This is a genomic window from uncultured Gelidibacter sp. (assembly GCF_947500795.1).
GTDB lineage: Bacteria > Bacteroidota > Bacteroidia > Flavobacteriales > Flavobacteriaceae > Gelidibacter.
This window is the reverse complement of the sequence record NZ_CANMTE010000002.1, coordinates 494,702-511,620: the sequence shown is the minus strand read 5'-3', so window position 1 is coordinate 511,620 and position 16,919 is coordinate 494,702. Positions and strand designations below refer to the sequence as shown.

15 protein-coding genes are annotated in these 16,919 nt (G+C 37.3%); 10 read left to right on the top strand and 5 right to left on the bottom strand.

The features are described from left to right. The first annotated feature begins 41 nt into the window (after positions 1–41). The 8 genes from serS to Q0947_RS07430 all read left to right on the top strand — a co-directional run bounded on the left by serS (position 42) and on the right by Q0947_RS07430 (position 8,455). Positions 42–1,310 (top strand): serine--tRNA ligase, encoded by a 1,269-nt coding sequence (gene serS / locus Q0947_RS07465; protein WP_299394668.1) that lies wholly within the window; start codon positions 42–44, stop codon positions 1,308–1,310. Between the two features lie 384 nt (positions 1,311–1,694). Continuing rightward, entirely contained in the window at positions 1,695–3,479 is a 1,785-nt protein-coding gene (locus tag Q0947_RS07460; protein ID WP_299394664.1) for a tetratricopeptide repeat protein, read from the top strand. A 157-nt stretch (positions 3,480–3,636) separates the two neighbouring features. Further along, on the top strand, positions 3,637–3,960 hold the full coding sequence (locus tag Q0947_RS07455) for a DUF4286 family protein (protein ID WP_299394659.1): 324 nt from the start codon (positions 3,637–3,639) through the stop codon (positions 3,958–3,960). A 147-nt stretch (positions 3,961–4,107) separates the two neighbouring features. Continuing rightward, positions 4,108–4,893, top strand: a complete 786-nt coding sequence (gene rsmA, locus Q0947_RS07450; protein WP_299394656.1) for a 16S rRNA (adenine(1518)-N(6)/adenine(1519)-N(6))-dimethyltransferase RsmA — start codon at positions 4,108–4,110, stop codon at positions 4,891–4,893. A gap of 19 nt (positions 4,894–4,912) precedes the next feature. Further along, positions 4,913–6,286, top strand: coding sequence for a magnesium transporter (gene mgtE, locus Q0947_RS07445; RefSeq protein ID WP_299394651.1), 1,374 nt, complete (start codon positions 4,913–4,915; stop codon positions 6,284–6,286). Between the two features lie 223 nt (positions 6,287–6,509). Next, on the top strand, positions 6,510–7,448 hold the full coding sequence (locus tag Q0947_RS07440; protein ID WP_299395013.1) for a 2-hydroxyacid dehydrogenase: 939 nt from the start codon (positions 6,510–6,512) through the stop codon (positions 7,446–7,448). Positions 7,449–7,538: 90 nt separating this feature from the next. Further along, complete coding sequence (locus Q0947_RS07435) at positions 7,539–7,925, top strand: VOC family protein (protein ID WP_299394646.1); 387 nt, start codon at positions 7,539–7,541, stop codon at positions 7,923–7,925. Positions 7,926–7,999: 74 nt separating this feature from the next. After that, positions 8,000–8,455: a YtxH domain-containing protein gene (locus Q0947_RS07430; protein ID WP_299394641.1), complete on the top strand. Its 456-nt coding sequence runs from the start codon at positions 8,000–8,002 to the stop codon at positions 8,453–8,455. A gap of 56 nt (positions 8,456–8,511) precedes the next feature. Here the strand turns inward: Q0947_RS07430 and Q0947_RS07425 are convergent, their stop codons facing one another. Genes Q0947_RS07425 through Q0947_RS07415 form a run of 3 tightly spaced genes read right to left on the bottom strand, consistent with a single transcriptional unit; the run spans position 8,512 to position 12,140 of the window. Next, the gene (locus Q0947_RS07425; protein ID WP_299395009.1) at positions 8,512–10,356 is read right to left on the bottom strand and encodes a lysophospholipid acyltransferase family protein; all 1,845 of its coding nucleotides are present in this window, start codon (positions 10,354–10,356) and stop codon (positions 8,512–8,514) included. 43 nt (positions 10,357–10,399) lie between these two features. Further along, a complete protein-coding gene (locus Q0947_RS07420; RefSeq protein WP_299394636.1) occupies positions 10,400–11,659 on the bottom strand; it encodes an aspartate kinase in 1,260 nt (419 codons plus the stop codon). After that, entirely contained in the window at positions 11,646–12,140 is a 495-nt protein-coding gene (locus tag Q0947_RS07415; protein ID WP_299394632.1) for a GNAT family N-acetyltransferase, read from the bottom strand. Before Q0947_RS07415 ends, Q0947_RS07420 begins: the two co-directional genes overlap by 14 nt. A 120-nt stretch (positions 12,141–12,260) precedes the next feature. Here Q0947_RS07415 and fbp point away from each other — a divergent pair, with 120 nt between their 5' ends. Continuing rightward, the gene (gene fbp, locus Q0947_RS07410) at positions 12,261–13,265 is read left to right on the top strand and encodes a class 1 fructose-bisphosphatase (protein ID WP_299394629.1); all 1,005 of its coding nucleotides are present in this window, start codon (positions 12,261–12,263) and stop codon (positions 13,263–13,265) included. A gap of 360 nt (positions 13,266–13,625) precedes the next feature. Here fbp and Q0947_RS07405 read toward each other — a convergent pair whose 3' ends face one another. Further along, on the bottom strand, positions 13,626–14,759 hold the full coding sequence (locus Q0947_RS07405) for an ATP-binding protein (protein WP_299394624.1): 1,134 nt from the start codon (positions 14,757–14,759) through the stop codon (positions 13,626–13,628). A 372-nt stretch (positions 14,760–15,131) separates the two neighbouring features. Between Q0947_RS07405 and Q0947_RS07400 the strand changes: the two genes are divergently transcribed. Next, positions 15,132–16,064, top strand: coding sequence for a hypothetical protein (locus tag Q0947_RS07400; RefSeq protein WP_299394621.1), 933 nt, complete (start codon positions 15,132–15,134; stop codon positions 16,062–16,064). Positions 16,065–16,130: 66 nt separating this feature from the next. On the opposite strand, the gene Q0947_RS07395 is transcribed toward Q0947_RS07400, so the two are convergent. Then, positions 16,131–16,886 (bottom strand): SDR family NAD(P)-dependent oxidoreductase, encoded by a 756-nt coding sequence (locus Q0947_RS07395; RefSeq protein ID WP_299394617.1) that lies wholly within the window; start codon positions 16,884–16,886, stop codon positions 16,131–16,133. Positions 16,887–16,919 lie beyond the last annotated feature (33 nt).

Sequence of the window (16,919 nt, the reverse complement as noted above, 5' to 3'; positions counted from 1 at the left end):
TGCCTAAAATTTACTTATTTTTGCCATCAAATTAAATAATTATGTTACAAGTACCATTAATTAGAGAAAACCGAGAAAAAGTGATCGAGGGCTTGAAAAAAAGAAACCTTGACGCTACACAAATGATTGATGACGTCATTGCTCTTGATGAAAAAAGAAGACGTTTACAAACGGAATTGGACAACACTTTGGCAGAATCCAATGGTTTATCTAAAGAAATCGGGAACTTGTACAAATCCGGTCAAGCGGATAAAGCGAATGCTTTAAAAGAAAGAACGAGTGAGCTAAAAGAAACTTCAAAAACACTTGGCGAAGATCTTAATGCTACTGTTGAAAGTTTAAACCAATTGCTTTACAAGCTTCCAAATCTTCCGCATGAGAGCGTTCCTGCAGGAAGCACGGAAGACGATAATGAAGAAATTTTCAAAAAAGGCGACATCCCTACATTGCATGCCAATGCATTACCGCATTGGGAATTAGCAAAAAAATACGATATTATCGATTTTGAATTGGGCAACAAGATTACCGGCGCAGGATTTCCTGTGTACAAAGGTAAAGGCGCGAGACTGCAACGTGCGTTAATTGCTTATTTTCTTGATAAAAATACCGCTGCTGGATACACAGAATACCAATTACCACTTTTGGTAAATGAAGCATCAGGTTTTGGTACAGGCCAATTGCCAGATAAAGAAGGTCAAATGTACCACGTTACTGAAGACAATCTTTATTTAATTCCTACGGCGGAAGTTCCTGGAACCAATATTTTTAGAGACGAATTGCTTAACGAGTCTGACCTTCCTATCGGAATTACGGGTTACACACCATGTTTTAGACGTGAAGCGGGAAGTTACGGTGCTCACGTGAGAGGACTAAACCGTTTGCATCAATTTGATAAAGTTGAAATATTACGTGTAGAACATCCTGATAATTCCTACAAAGCGTTAGAGGCTATGGTGGAGCACGTTAAAGAAATTCTTGACGAGTTAAAATTACCGTACAGAATTTTGCGTTTATGCGGTGGAGACCTCGGATTCACCTCAGCGCTTACCTATGATTTTGAAGTGTTTTCTACAGCCCAAGATCGTTGGTTGGAAATCTCTTCAGTATCCAACTTTGAAACTTTTCAGGCAAACCGCTTAAAATTACGTTTCAAAAATGCTGAAGGCAAGAATGAATTGGCTCATACCCTCAACGGAAGTTCTTTAGCATTACCGAGAGTTTTAGCTGGCATTTTAGAGAATTATCAAACAGAAGATGGCATCAAGATCCCTGAAGTTTTAATTCCTTATACAGGGTTTGATAAGATTTAAATTGTGGATTTTCTTACATTATAATCGGTTAAAATGCCAAAATTAGAGGTCATTCAACGATTATATGTCAGTTTTCTTTGTTTTTTGACATTTTTTTTCCAAGTTAGTATCTCGAAATAGAAATTTGCTGAGTATGAAAAATTTTATGCGCATTTTAATACTCGTTTCACTGGTAGTATTAATGGTTAAAGTTTTGATTTAAAAATAATTGAATTTTCATAAACAAGTCTACCAAACAAGATAACTGAATCATTTTTGTAATTAATGATTAATAGCACAATTATTTTGATGGTAACAGCCCAAACGAAAGTTTGGGCTTTTTTTTATTAAAATATTCACGTTTCCAACCCGACTTAAGTGCTTATAATTACATAAATTAGTCTCATGAAAGCGTTTCTATGTGTGATTATTTTCTTCTTTAGCGCTTTATCATTTTCTCAAAATGATGAAGAGCTTTTGGCTGCAGACTATTATAAGCGCGGCGAGTTTGAAAAAGCACTACTTTCCTATCAAAAGCTGTATGAATCACAGCCGAGCAATTACAATTACATTATTCATTTGATTAAAACATACCAAGAACTTGAGCTATTTGATAACGCCGAAGCTCTTATTATGTCCAAAATGACCGCCTACCGCAATCCGTCGCTTATAATTGAGTTGGGCTATAATTATCAACTTCGGAATGCTATGGATAAAGCCACTGCATATTATGACGAAGCACTCCAAAAACTTGAAGAACGTCCTGAATATGCTGGTATCATCGCCCGACAATTTGAGCAACATTCGCTTTTGGAATATGCCATTAAAAGTTATGAAAAAGGCATGGCGCACGATCCTGACGCAAACTACAACCGCGAATTGGCTAGCGTTTATGGCGAACAGGGCAATATTGAAATGCTTTTCACCAACTACATGGCTTACGTGGAAGTGCGCCCAGAATACATTAATAGTGTAAAAAGGGAGTTTAGTGATTTTGTATCTGAAAATAAAGACAATGAGAACAACATTCTTTTAAAGAAACTGTTGCTAAAAAAAATCCAAACGCAGCCAGATACGCATTGGTATGAATTACTCAGCTGGCTTTTTATTCAGGAAAAGGATTATAACAAGGCTTTTACCCAAGAAAAAGCATTGTATATGCGTCAACGCGAAAGCCTGAACCGAATTCTAGTAGTGGCTCTAACAGCTTTGAGCGATAAGGAGGAAGCAATTGCTACTGATATTTTTAATTATGTTCTGGACCATACGCAGGACAATACACTCATCCTCGACGTTCATCATTATTTGTTGTCTATTGAAACAGGAAATGCTTCTTCAAAAGATTTACCCAAAATCGAAGAAAAATACAAAGCTCTTTTTTCCCAATATGGCATATCGCCACAAACACTTAGGCTTCAAATAGACTATGCCAATTTTCTTGCATTCCAAATGAATAGACCAGAGGAAGCAAGTGATTTCTTAAAAGACACTTTAAAACTCAACATCTCTTTAGTAGATCAAGCTGAAATAAAAATGACTTTAGGCGATATATTAGTGTTCCAGGAAAAATTCAATGAAGGTTTAATTTATTACACACAAATCCAATCCAATCTTAAAAACAGTCCGATAGCACAAGAAGCGCGATTTAAAGTAGCGAAAACAAGTTATTACAAAGGCGATTTTCAATGGGCGGAATCACAGTTAAACATCTTAAAATCATCTACCTCACAACTTATCGCCAATGACGCGTTAGACTTAAAACTCCTTATTTCTGATAATAAATATGAAGATTCTCTTCAGGTGGCACTAAAACTCTATGCGAAAGCGGATTTGATGGCTTTTCAAAATAAAAATGATGCCGCCATTGCGTTATTGGACAGAGTGTTGACGGAACATAAAGGCGAGAGTATTGAAGATCAAGCACTTTTTAAACAGGCGCAACTCTATCAACAGAAAAAGGAATATGATAAGGCTATTAAAAATTACGAAGCGATTATAGCCCATTATAGTGACGGAATTTTAGCCGACGATGCTTATTTTTACTTGGCAGAATTGTATAATAATATCCTCAATCAACCGGAACTTGCGAAACCTTTATACGAGAAAATCATCTTCAATCATCAGGACAGCATCTATTTTGTAGAAGCCAGAAAGCAGTTTAGGATGTTGCGCGGGGACGCGATTAATTAAAGTCGCCCGTAAAAAACGTTCAATCTCTTTTGATGCCACACAATAAGTTCTGTTATTTGCAGAATAGTATTAATTCAAACGATAAAACGCACTATTTCCGACCCATTTTTATCCTAAATAAGGGAATTTAGTGCAATCGATTTTAAATTTTCAGATTATGATCATATATAACGTTACCTCAAACATAGATGCGAGCATTCACGATAAGTGGATTGTTTGGATCAAAGAACACATTCCTCACGTGTTGGCTACGGGCCATTTTACTGAAGCAAAATTGACTAAAGTTTTGGTTGAAGAGCAAGAAGGCGCCACAACATATTCCGTTCAATATAGAGCGAAATCTCGCGAGGCACTTGACAATTATTATAAAAATGATGCTGACAGATTACGTCAAGAATCCTTAAAAATGTTTGGTGATAAGGTCTTGGCTTTCCGTACAGAATTGGAACTTGTTGATGAGTATACGGTAAAAGTGAATTAAATTAAAGGACTGGAGAATAGAAACTAGATTACAACGAGTAGAAAACTGGACTTTTTCTGCTTCTAAAAAAAATTCTCACTAACTTCGTACTTTGAAATTCAAGCCTTGCGCTTCAAGTATTCACCCTCATTAAATCATTCGCTATACGTGTCAAAAGATCATCAAGTTAGAGCAAAAAAACACCTTGGTCAGCATTTCCTGACCGATGAAAGCATCGCTGAAAAAATTTCAGATTCCCTTTCATACAAAGGCTATGACCATGTCTTGGAAATTGGTCCAGGAATGGGCGTTCTAACCAAATATTTACTAAAAAAAGATATCGTAACGCATGTTATTGAGATTGATACGGAATCCGTAGAATACCTCAAAAACAACTATCTGAATTTAGCAGATCGGATTATCGAAAAGGACTTTTTAAAATACGATCTTAAAGAAGTATTTGAAGAGAAACCTTTCGCAATCATTGGGAATTTTCCTTATAACATCTCCTCGCAAATCCTATTTAAAACTTTGGAAATGCGCGATCAAATTCCGGAATTTTCAGGCATGTTTCAAAAGGAAGTGGCCTTGCGCATCTGTTCCAAAGAAGGCAGCAAAGTGTACGGCATTCTTTCAGTACTGACACAAGCATTTTATGATGCTTCGTATTTGTTTACAGTGCCACCATCAGTATTCAATCCGCCACCAAAAGTAGATTCTGGCGTATTATTATTAAAAAGAAAGGAAAACTACACACTTCCATGCGATGAGAAATTATTTTTTAGAGTCGTAAAAACAGGATTTCAACAACGTCGAAAAACGCTTCGAAACAGTTTAAAATCCTTCGATATTTCTGAAAATTTAAAATCAAACCCTATCTTTGACCAACGCCCTGAACAGTTAAGCGTTGAACAATTTATCACGCTTACCCAACTATTAGAAAACGATAATTAAGTCTTAAAAAGCACACCATTTGACTGACGAAAGAGAAAACACACAATTCGAGCTTACTGACGAACTCATTAAACAAGTACAGCACCTCATCAAAATTAAAGATGACGAGGAGCTGCAACGCGTTTTAAAAGAGTTCCATTACGCGGATATTGCTGAAATTCTCGATGAAGTCAATTTGGATGAGGCCATGTATGTGATCAAACTCCTCGATACAGAAACTACTTCGGAAGTTTTGATGGAGTTGGATGAAGACAATCGTGAAAAAGTATTACGCAACCTTTCTTCTAAGGAGATTGCCGATGAAGTTGGCGCCTTAGATACGGATGATGCTGCCGATATTATTGCTGAACTTTCAGAAGAACGCCAACGTGAGGTGATCCACCATATTGAGGACGAAAGCCACAAGGCTGAAATTACAGAACTGCTTGCCTACGATGAGGATACCGCTGGTGGACTTATGGCTAAAGAGTTGGTTAAAGTCTATGAAACTTGGACCGTTGAAGGCTGTTTGCGTCGTATTAGAGGTCAAGCAAAGGATGTGACCCGCGTACATTCCATTTATGTGGTTAACAAACAGAATAAACTGATTGGCCGTTTGTCTCTAAAAGATTTGATTATTGCGAAAAGCACTGAGAAAATCGCCGATATCTATATCAAAAGCGTTGATTATGTAAAGGTTGATGAAGACCCAGAAGAAGTTGCAAAAGTCATGGCAAAATATGACTTGGAAGCGATTCCTGTGGTGGATGATGATATGGTATTATTAGGCCGTATTACCATTGATGATATTATTGACGTTTTAAGGGAAGAAGCTGATAAAGATTACCAATTAGCAGCGGGTATTACAGGAGATGTAGAAGCTGATGATAGTATTTGGCAGCTGACCAAAGCGCGTTTGCCATGGCTACTTATTGGTATGTTTGGCGGTATTGGCGCGGCGAGCATTATTAACGGGTTTAGTGATGCCATGTTACAATTCCCGGCCTTATTATTATTCATCCCATTAGTTCAGGCAACAGCTGGAAATGTAGGTGTACAATCTTCCGCTATTGTGGTGCAAGGGTTAGCAAATGACACTATTGATGGCAACATTATTGGCCGTCTTTTTAAAGAAATGCTGTTAGGGTTGGTTAATGGACTTGCCATTGCAATTGTCGTTTTAATAATAAGCCATTTTGGATTCCATACAACGTATTACGAATCATTGACCATTTGCGTAGCACTCGTTACGGTAATTATCATGGCCGCTTTAATTGGAACATTCATCCCAATTTTCCTAGATAAACGAGGCATTGACGCCGCAGTTGCAACAGGACCTTTTATCACAACCAGTAATGATGTCTTCGGGATTTTGACCTATTTCTTAATCGCTAAGTTGATTTTAGGTTTTTAAGGTTTTTTATTTTCAATAGTTACTACAATCAAAATTCCTTCCTTTATTTCAAGGGAAGGTGGATTCCATTCCATTTCAGGAATTAAAGTCGGAAGGGTTTTTATCTAAAAAAGCCAACCCACATCCTACTTTCTTCAACCACATCACTAAAAGTAGCCACGCTTTTCTTAATTTTGATACATTAACTTTTAAAATGAGAATCCTGTATCCGCAGGAAAATAGCATGAAAATCCTCCACCTCGATACCAATCACCCACTTCTCATCAATCAACTCCAAGCATTAGGATTTGAAAACGATGAAGATTATACATCCTCAAAAGCCGCTATTGAAGCTAAAATCCATAAGTATGATGGGGTCATCATCAGAAGCCGTTTTACAATTGATAAAACCTTTTTAGATGCCGCCACAAACCTCAAGTTTATTGGGCGTGTAGGTGCTGGATTGGAAAATATTGATGGGGATTACGCACAACAAAAAGGTGTTCACCTTATTGCAGCACCAGAAGGCAACCGAAACGCCGTTGGAGAACATGCTTTGGGGATGCTGTTATCGTTATTTAACAAGCTCAATAAAGCGGACCAAGAAGTCAGGTCAGGACAATGGCTACGCGAAGCGAACCGAGGAATAGAACTGGATGGAAAAACCGTCGGCATTATTGGTTACGGCAATATGGGGAAAGCATTCTCTAAGAAACTCCGAGGATTTGACGTAGACGTTCTGTGTTACGACATTCAGGACGCTGTAGGAGATGATAATGCTAAGCAGGTATCACTTAAAGAGTTTCAGGAAAACGTTGATGTGGTGAGCTTACACACGCCACAAACGCCGCTCACTTTGGGAATGATCAATGCTGAGTTTATCAATGCTTTCAAAAAACCATTTTGGTTAATTAATACCGCTCGTGGCAAAAGCGTGGTGACCAAAGATCTAGTTGCAGCATTACAATCTGGTAAAATTCTTGGCGCAGGGTTAGATGTTTTGGAATATGAAAAAGCATCTTTTGAAGATCTGTTTGCTTCAGAAATACCAGAAGCCTTCCAATACCTCATCAATGCCGACAACGTGCTCCTAACCCCGCATGTGGCAGGCTGGACGGTAGAAAGCAAAGAGAAATTGGCACAAACAATTGTGGATAAGATCGGAAGCCACTTCAAATTATAACGTCGAGTAACACCCGAACTGTTGAACGCAGCTATTTGGTATAAGATTATAAGATTCCCTTTTGCAAGGGAATACTAAACACTAATTATTATGAAAAAACGAGTGACGGGAATTGGCGGACTATTCTTTAAAAGTAAAGATCCTAACGCCTCAAAAGAATGGTATAAAAAACATTTAGGTTTTGATACAGATGCTTATGGCTGCACTTTTTGGTGGAAGGACAAGGAAGGTAATGATTGTTCCACACAATGGAGTCCATTCCCAGAAGACTCCACATATTATAAGCCCTCAAAAAAGGATTTTATGTTTAACTATCGGGTTGAAAATTTGGAGGAGCTACTTAAGGTTTTAAAGGAAGAAGGCGTTACTATAGTTGGCGACATGGAAACCCATGAGTATGGGAAATTCGGTTGGATTATGGATAATGACGGCAACAAAATAGAACTTTGGGAACCTATCGACAAAGCTTTCTTGTAAAAGATTAAGATTTTTTGCTATATTTAATGTTCTAATTTTTAATGTGTTACATTTAATCTCTAAAAAAACTAAAGATGGCAAACGATCAAAATTTAGGTGACGATCTTAACGATATGTTAGACGACACGAAGGACAATACAAGAGAATTTTCAAACGACGCTAGAGAAAAAACAAACGAGTTTTCAAATGATGCAAGAAGAGCTGCCCACACCATTGAAAATGATGTGAACGACATTTCCAAAGATGGCAAAAATATAGCATTAATCGCGCATCTGACATTAATTGGGTGGATTGTGGCTTTAGTGATGAATAATAATACTAAAAACGAATTTGGTTCATTCTATGTCCGTCAGGTGTTGGGACTTATGCTTTGTGGCATTGTTTTAAGCTTTGTACCCTTTGTAGGATGGATTCTAAACTTGGCTGTATTTGTCCTCTGGATTATGAGTTTGATTGGCGCTGTTAATGGCGAAAAGAAATTAACCCCAGTTGTAGGTGAATATTTTCAGGATTGGTTTAAGTCCTTATAAAATAAAAAAAAGAGCCACAAGTTTGGCTCTTTTTAATTCAATATCATTTCGAAAAATCATTCTGACGCTTCCGGGGTTTCACCATTCTCGGCAAACTTCCGCTCCATCTCCGCTTGAAATTCTTCCATCACAGGTTTCACGGTGCTTTCTGGCAAGTCGGCTATTCTGATATACATTAAACCATCCACAGCATTGTTGAACAACGGATCCACATTAAATGCGACGACTTTTGCATTTTGTTTGATGTATTTTTTAATCAGCACTGGCAAACGCAAGGTTCCTGGCTCTAACTCATCAATAATTTTGTCAAATTTGACCAAATCGGCTTCGGTTTCATCAAACACAAAATCTTTATCGGCATCCTTTAATTTTACTTTGAATTCTTTTTTAGGACGCACGTATTGCGCCACATAAGGATCATAGTAATTGGATTTCATAAACTCAATCATCAGCGATTTTGAAAAGTTGGTAAACTTATCACTAATGGTCACGCCGCCTATCAAATACTTATGCTCCGGAAAACGTAAGGTGGTATGCACGATGCCTTTCCATAAAAGGAATAACGGCATTGGTTTCAGTTGGTATTCTTTAATAATGAAGGCGCGACCCATTTCAATAGATTCGCTCATCATTTTATAGAGTTCAGGCTCAAAACGGAACAAATCCTGAAGATAAAATCCGTCAATACCATATTCTGCAAATATTCTCGAACCCAATCCCATGCGGTAAGCACCTGCAACCACATTGGTTGAATTGTCCCATAAAAACATATGGTGGTAATAATTATCAAACGGATCTAAATCAATTGCTTCATTGGTGCCTTCTCCTACTTCCCTAAAGGTAATTTCACGCAAACGACCAATTTCTCGAAGAATGTTTGGAATGCTTTTAGAATCTGTAAAAAACACTTCGTAATTTTTACTTTCCAGGAGTCGACCGTCGTTTTCACGCAGATAATTAACCTCTTTTATCATACTGTCTACACTTACAGGTGTAACAATATTTTTAACAGGTTTAGGAACTTTTAATGTTGAAGAAATAGTACTCAAAAATTTTCCTTTTTCATCAAAACTGTTTGCCAACATGTAAGTTTTCTTTCTTAAAAACTCTGAAAAGTCTTTAAGAGCGCTGTATTCCTTTTGATCGGCAACAGTAATAGGTTTCCCAATTCTGACCTTAATGACACGGCGTTTTTGAGTCAACAATTCGGATGGCAATTTAGCTGTCCTGAACGTGTCGCTTATTTTTGAAAGCTTATAAAAAAGTTTGCTGTTTTTAGCGTGAAAATAAACTGGCACCACAGGAACCTCTGCTTTTTGAACAAGTTTCATAGCGGCTTCTTCCCAAGGGCGGTCAATTACTAATCTTCCATCTTTGTAAGTAGACACTTCACCTGCCGGGAATATCCCAAGCGGATGACCATCGCGCAAATGCGAAATGGCATTTTTAAAACCTACAATACTCGACTTGACTTCCTTTCGATCTTCAAACGGATTGACCGGCATGATATAAGGTTTCATCGGTTCAATACGATGCAAAAGGAAATTGGCGATAATTTTAAAATCGTCTCGGTGTTCCAACATCAATTTGAGCAATAAAATGCCGTCTATTCCTCCAAGCGGATGATTGGATACGGTAATGAACGCACCATCTTTAGGCAAGCGTTTTAAATCTTCTTCGGGAATCTCAAATCGGATCTGGAAATCACCTAAAATAGCATCTAAAAATTCGATGTTTTTTAAATGTTTATTTCGATTGTAGATCTTATTAAGCGTAGATATTTTAAGGACTTTCATCAAAAGCCAGCCACTAAATGTACCAAAAATGCCATACTTGTCTAAATTGATGGCTTTAGCGACTTCTTTTGCACTTACTAATCCGATATCCTGCTGTTTGGTCATGGCTACAAACCTAATCATTTTTTTTTATAAATTGTTCTTGCCACTACCATGTGACCATCTGAACCGTTTCTAGCGTCAACTGCTTCAATAACACAGTTTTACCAACTTCCAATTGAGCAATTGACTCCAAATTATAATGTCGGATAGTGTATAAGGATACGTTTTCTTGGCACGAAACCTTGAAATTAGCCTTTAAATGTTGCAATAAATTGGGCAGATTGTTATACACGTTGTCCACGCAAACAGAAAAACTAATGGCGGAATTTTGAATCACATCCACCTTCATTTTGTACAAGGCCAACAACTTGAAAATTTCACTGATATTTTCTTCTACGATATAAGAAAAGTCCAAAGACGACAAAGAAATCAGCACTTGATTTTTCTTAACGATAAAACACGGAATCAAAGGCTCTATTCCAGAACCCTTCCCCACCATGGTACCCGCATGTTCAGGATCTTTAAAAGATTTGACGAAGAGTGGAATTTCCTTTTGCTGTAAAGGCTGCAATGTTTTTGGGTGAATAACCGATGCGCCATAAAATGCAAGCTCGATCGCCTCACGATAGGATATTTTGTTGAGCAGTTGTGCATTTTCAAAATACCGCGGATCAGCATTTAAAACACCAGGCACATCCTTCCAAATAGTCACATAGTCTGCATTTAAGCAATAGGCAAGAATGGCGGCGGAATAATCACTTCCTTCGCGCCCTAACGTGGTCATAAAATTATTGTCATCGCTCCCCAAAAATCCTTGGGTAATATTCAAAACTGACGTATTTACTTTTGAAGTTACGGCAGCTTGTGTAGCCTCCCAATTAACGTTGGCGCGTCTGTAATACGTATCTGTTTTAATTAATTCGCGAACATCCAACCAGGTGTTTGTCATCCCAATCATATTGAGATATTCACTTACGATCAAGGTGGAAACCAATTCGCCATAACCAATCACTTGGTCATAAACAAAGTTATAATCAGGCGATTTATTTCGGTCAAAAAAGCCACTTAAATCGTCAAATAATGCCGCTACTTTATTAAAAACAGAATGCGATTCCTCTTCTCCTGTATCAAAAAGATCTAATAAAATAGCATTATGATATTTCCTGACGTCTTGAATTGAACTCTGCAGCTCGTTTTTAGTATTGAAATAATTCCCAACAACAACCTCAAGTGCGTTGGTGGTTTTTCCCATGGCAGAAATAACGATTAACGTATTTTCATACCCTACTTTTCTCAGAACAGCTTCTAAGTTTCTTACTCCTAGCGCGTCTTTAACTGAGGCACCTCCAAATTTAAATACGTGCATCTTCTAGTGTCGCTATATAATTCTTAATTCCGGCTTCAGTTAAATGAACCACATCCCAATCGCGTTTAACGTCTGCACCTTTTTTTAGATAAAATTCAATGGCTGGCTCGTTCCAATCCAACACTTCCCAACAAATGCGTTTTACACCTAACTGATGTCCATAACGCACAACTTCGTCTAATAGGGCAGTCCCTAATCCGCTGCCACGCATTTTTTGACTCACAATAAGGTCTTCCAAATGTAAAATCCGTCCTTTCCAAGTAGAATAACGCGGATACACTAAGGCTATCCCTTCCACTTTGTCATCCACTTCAGCCACAAAACATTCAAAAGCTGGATGCTTTCCGAAACCGTCGTTTTGTAAATCTGAAATGGAAACCTCAACAGCATCAGGTTCTTTTTCAAAAACTGCCAATTCCGTTAATAATTCATGTACTCGAGGCATATCTATAGGAACAGCCTTTCTTATATTGAAATTCATCTATCAAAAATTCTTTTCAAATATAACGTAAACTGCCAAAATTAAAACCATTTAACTTTTCCGAAAACGTTGTAGTATGGTAAAAAATACGATATTTGCAAAAACAAATCAAAACACTTCATGTCTCGCACACATCAAACTTTAGGTGAATTCATTATTGAAAATCAGACGTCTTTTAAATACTCCTCAGGGGAACTTTCAAGTCTTATAAACTCTATCAGATTGGCTGCCAAAGTAGTCAATTATGAAGTTAATAAAGCCGGATTGGTAGATATTATTGGTGCGGCTGGAGATCGAAATATTCAGGGTGAAGACCAGCAAAAATTGGATGTATATGCCAATGAAAAATTCATCCAGACCATGACCAATAGAAATATTGTTTGTGGAATTGCCAGTGAAGAAGAAGATGATTTTATTGCTATCAACAGTCAGGATGAAAATCATCAAAATAAATATGTAGTGCTCATTGATCCTTTAGACGGCTCATCAAATATTGATGTCAATGTGTCTGTTGGAACTATTTTTTCAATTTACAGACGTGTAACGCCTATCGGAACTCCGGTTACTATTGAGGATTTTCTTCAACCAGGAAATCAGCAAGTTGCCGCTGGCTATGTGGTTTATGGAACGTCCACAATGCTCGTTTATACTACGGGTGATGGTGTTAACGGATTCACATTAAACCCTGCTATTGGGACCTTTTATTTATCGCATCCTAACATGCAGTTCCCTGAAGATGGCCGTATTTATTCGGTTAACGAAGGAAATTATATCCACTTCCCTCAAGGCGTTAAAAACTATATTAAATATTGCCAAATGGAAGAGGGAGACCGACCTTATACCTCACGTTATATCGGATCATTAGTTTCAGATTTTCATAGAAATATGATTAAAGGCGGTATTTATATGTACCCTAAGAGCTCTCTCAATGAAAAAGGGAAATTACGTTTACTCTATGAATGTAATCCTATGGCGTTCTTAGCGGAACAAGCCAACGGTAAAGCAAGTGACGGAATACAACGTATTTTAGATATTCAACCAACTGAACTTCATGAACGTGTACCTTTTATTTGCGGTAGTAAAAATATGGTCGAAAAGTGTGAGGAGTTTATACGCAATGCGTAAAATTAGCTTGCAACTAGTAGCCTAAATCTGCATCATTAAATTCTAAATTCATAGCCATAAGTCGGGGTAATTTTACGCTCGATTGCTTGCTGGCCGTGTACTTGTTGACGTAAATTCTTGCCTTACATCCAAAAAAGTAAAGCTTTTAAAAAACATCGACGAAATGTCGCATAAAAAAAACCCTATTTCACAACTGATATAAATTCAGAAGAAACAGGGTTATTTTATTGATTAATAGCAGTGTAAATATGCAACTATTTTTTAATACCAATTTGTTAAAAACTATGATTAGTCAATAAATATGTATGAACGACACCGGAAGTACAAAAACATCGATAAACGGTAATGTAGAATCTAAATTTAACTATACTTAACTTTTCTTAGGATCCGTAATGAATCTTTAAGACTCTCATAAGCGTCAGTATTATATTTTTTTAAATAGGGCTTGGCCTCATTAAGTTTATCAACCGCTTCATGGAATAAATTAAGATAACAAATGAGATACGTGGCCGGTAAATTTTTGAGGTCTTTTACCTCTCTGTTCGTAAGTGACTGTCCATTTTTAAGCTTTTCTAAAATGGCATTGTTGGCATTATAAATATGATGGAGGACCTTTTTATCAAATTGAGGTGCCTCAAACAGCAATTTGGCTTCAATTTGATAAGTCGCATTATTGCCAAAACTAATAAGCGTTTCCTCCAAAGGATAGTATTTGAAATCGTTATTAATTCCCAAACTTACATACTCCACAATCTTAAAAGAATCTTCATCATAATGAATGGTCACCTCATCTAAAGTGGAAAAAAACAATCTTACTTGTTCATTAATCAGCTCAATATCTACCCTGCTATAAAACGCCTCACCATGATGCATCTTTTTCTGACCAGCCCAACAGAGCACAAAGTACTCCTTAAACACTTTATATTCGGGATGGTAATCTTTCCGTTTGCTCAAAAAATCGAAGACGCCATCTAAAGTATGTTGAATGTTATTTTGAGAATTATTTTCAATAGCCGCAACAATCTTAGAGTTGACATCCTTTATTTCAACATCATAGACTTTTGGCATGCTTATACTCCCATCTCTAAAAAACACAGAGCCGCCATAATACTTCCAAATATTTTTCTTGAGCGATGTGAGTCCATTAATTGCCCTAATTGTTACCAATCCCACCACCTTGTTATCTGGCAAATGTGGAAACGGAATATTTTCATATTGCACAATAGGCGGGTTGACTAAATACGCATTGATTAGGTTTTGAATCTTACTGTCATCAAAAAAGTCAACTCCCCTAATACTATTATCATCATCTTCAACACCAATAACGATATAGGAATTGTTTTTCGGATTGGTATTTGAAAGGGCACAAACGTGTTTAAGAAATTTCGCTTTCCCTTCTTTTTCCCCAATGTCAATCTGCCGTTTTTTGTCATAAAAACTATTCTCATCATTGTGAGCTAGAAGGTTTTTTATGAGAAGGCGTTTGTTGATCATCAAATGTTAAAATAAGAAAATATAAATGAATGGATGCAAAAGCGATTAATACCCTGCGATTAAAATTAATGAATTTGACAATACTATAACAGCCTGCATTTTTATCATTTCGTTAATCTTGATCATTCCAAATAAGACAAACTAACGATTACGCAACCTACCAACCTTATCTCCCTTACCGCACTATTTTATAGTTACTTACAGCAATAACGCTAAACCATTTCATCGATGATTTTGACATGAGCATGCATCTCGTCGTCGATTTTGATTCTTGAATCGTTTTTGAATTTGAAAAATAACTACATGTCATTTTAACATCTAAATTAACCCAAAATTTTAAAAAATCGTCTAACACTTTTAACCTAAACTAAAATGAAAAAAATTCTATTATTAGCCCTATTTAGCTTTTGCTTAACCTCTTGCAGCAACCAAGAAGCGACATCTGATGACACTTCCGCTATGAATGCCTTACAAAAAGGAAGTCGCAACTCAACCAGTGCTTCTACTGATTATTTAGTATCTGTTTCACAAAATTCGGATGGATCTTTATGGACTTATATTATTTCGAAAAATCCTGAAACTAGAGCTAAAGATTTAGGTCATTATATTATTGACTTAAACAATTGTGGCGATGAAAGCGCATCATTCGCAAATATTGTATACGCAAACGTAAATGGAAATCCTGCAGACTTAACGCCGAGCGAAGGTCAAGGCACAGGTTGCAATCCGCAGGCAACAACTAACAATTTTATAAAAATTAACGTTGACGGTTCAGGTCCTTGGGTAATTGAAATAAAATTTGAAAGAGGCTATGAAGCAGTGATGTCAAATTCTTGGGTAAAAGCCGGAAATTCATGCACTATGGGCAGCGTGTTAGCTCCTGGTTGCCCTAAAGTTCCATATTGTTCATTTTCTCAAGGTTTCTTTTTTGCTAATGGTGCTTTAAAGAATGGCTCTAGTGAATTTTGGACTAACGGATTAATGATCGGCGGAACTACTTATACGCAAGCAGATGGAATGAACATTTGGAGCATCGATCGTGGTTACGGAGGTAATCAGGTACTTAATGGATTCTTCCAATTGGGCGCTGTACGTTTAAGTGGAGCTGAAGCTTCAGTGCAATCACATGTAGATATTATTGAAGCGTATTTCACAGCTGTTGGTAATGTTTTAGAATATCAAACCACTTCTAACGGCAAAACCTATTTCAACCTTCCTACAGAAGCTGCTGGTGTTACAGCATCACAAGTTGCAAAAGCAGGTGGTGCAATTGGTAAGTTCATTGATGAGAACCACTGCGACTAAACCAACTGAATTTTATAAGCAAGAAAAGCTGCTCCTAAGAGCAGCTTTTTTTTGCATAATTATAAGTTATAGATCTTTCTTTACTGTTGTACTATTTGCCTGAGCTGTCGGAAACACCAACAAATCAGCAATATTCACATGTGCAGGTCTTGATACCGCAAAATAAATAATCTCTGCAATATCTTCTGGCTGTAAGGCTTTATAGCCTTTATAAACCGTATCCGCCACAGCATCACCTTTAAAACGGACTTGGGAAAATTCCGTTTCTACCAAACCCGGATTGATAGCGCCCACTTTAATTCCAAACGGATTTAAATCGATGCGCATGCCTTCAGTAATGGCTAAAACCGCATGCTTACTGGCACAATACACATTGCCTTTTGGATATACTTCCTTCCCTGCTGACGATCCAATATTAATGATATGCCCAGATTGACGCGCCGTCATTTGTGGAATAATCGCATTACTTACATACAGCAAGCCTTTTACATTGATGTCCATCATCGCATCCCAATCGTCCATATCCCCAGACTGAATTGGATCCAAACCATGCGCATTTCCAGCATTATTAATTAGAATATCAATGGTTTTAAATGCCTCAGGTAAAGACGCAATGGCCTCAGAAATGGCGTCTTTATCACGCACATCAAAGTTTAGAGTGTGAACATCGGTCGTTTTTTCAAGTGCTTTTTGAATGGTATCCAATCGCTCCTGACGACGGCCACACAAAATTAAATTAATACCGTGTTTTGCAAATTCATGAGCCGTAGCGCGACCAATGCCGCTTGTTGCTCCTGTTATTAGTGCTGTTTTTCTATTCATATGCTTTTCTTCCCTAAAAGCGGGAATCTTTAT

Coding starts and splice junctions, on each gene's coding strand:
- serS (WP_299394668.1), top strand. CDS start 42: ATGTTACAAGTACCATTAATTAGAGAAAACCGAGAAAAAGTGATCGAG.
- Q0947_RS07460 (WP_299394664.1), top strand. CDS start 1,695: ATGAAAGCGTTTCTATGTGTGATTATTTTCTTCTTTAGCGCTTTATCA.
- Q0947_RS07455 (WP_299394659.1), top strand. CDS start 3,637: ATGATCATATATAACGTTACCTCAAACATAGATGCGAGCATTCACGAT.
- Q0947_RS07440 (WP_299395013.1), top strand. CDS start 6,510: ATGAAAATCCTCCACCTCGATACCAATCACCCACTTCTCATCAATCAA.
- Q0947_RS07435 (WP_299394646.1), top strand. CDS start 7,539: ATGAAAAAACGAGTGACGGGAATTGGCGGACTATTCTTTAAAAGTAAA.
- Q0947_RS07430 (WP_299394641.1), top strand. CDS start 8,000: ATGGCAAACGATCAAAATTTAGGTGACGATCTTAACGATATGTTAGAC.
- Q0947_RS07425 (WP_299395009.1), bottom strand. CDS start 10,356: ATGACCAAACAGCAGGATATCGGATTAGTAAGTGCAAAAGAAGTCGCT.
- Q0947_RS07420 (WP_299394636.1), bottom strand. CDS start 11,659: ATGCACGTATTTAAATTTGGAGGTGCCTCAGTTAAAGACGCGCTAGGA.
- Q0947_RS07415 (WP_299394632.1), bottom strand. CDS start 12,140: ATGAATTTCAATATAAGAAAGGCTGTTCCTATAGATATGCCTCGAGTA.
- fbp (WP_299394629.1), top strand. CDS start 12,261: ATGTCTCGCACACATCAAACTTTAGGTGAATTCATTATTGAAAATCAG.
- Q0947_RS07405 (WP_299394624.1), bottom strand. CDS start 14,759: ATGATCAACAAACGCCTTCTCATAAAAAACCTTCTAGCTCACAATGAT.
- Q0947_RS07400 (WP_299394621.1), top strand. CDS start 15,132: ATGAAAAAAATTCTATTATTAGCCCTATTTAGCTTTTGCTTAACCTCT.
- Q0947_RS07395 (WP_299394617.1), bottom strand. CDS start 16,886: ATGAATAGAAAAACAGCACTAATAACAGGAGCAACAAGCGGCATTGGT.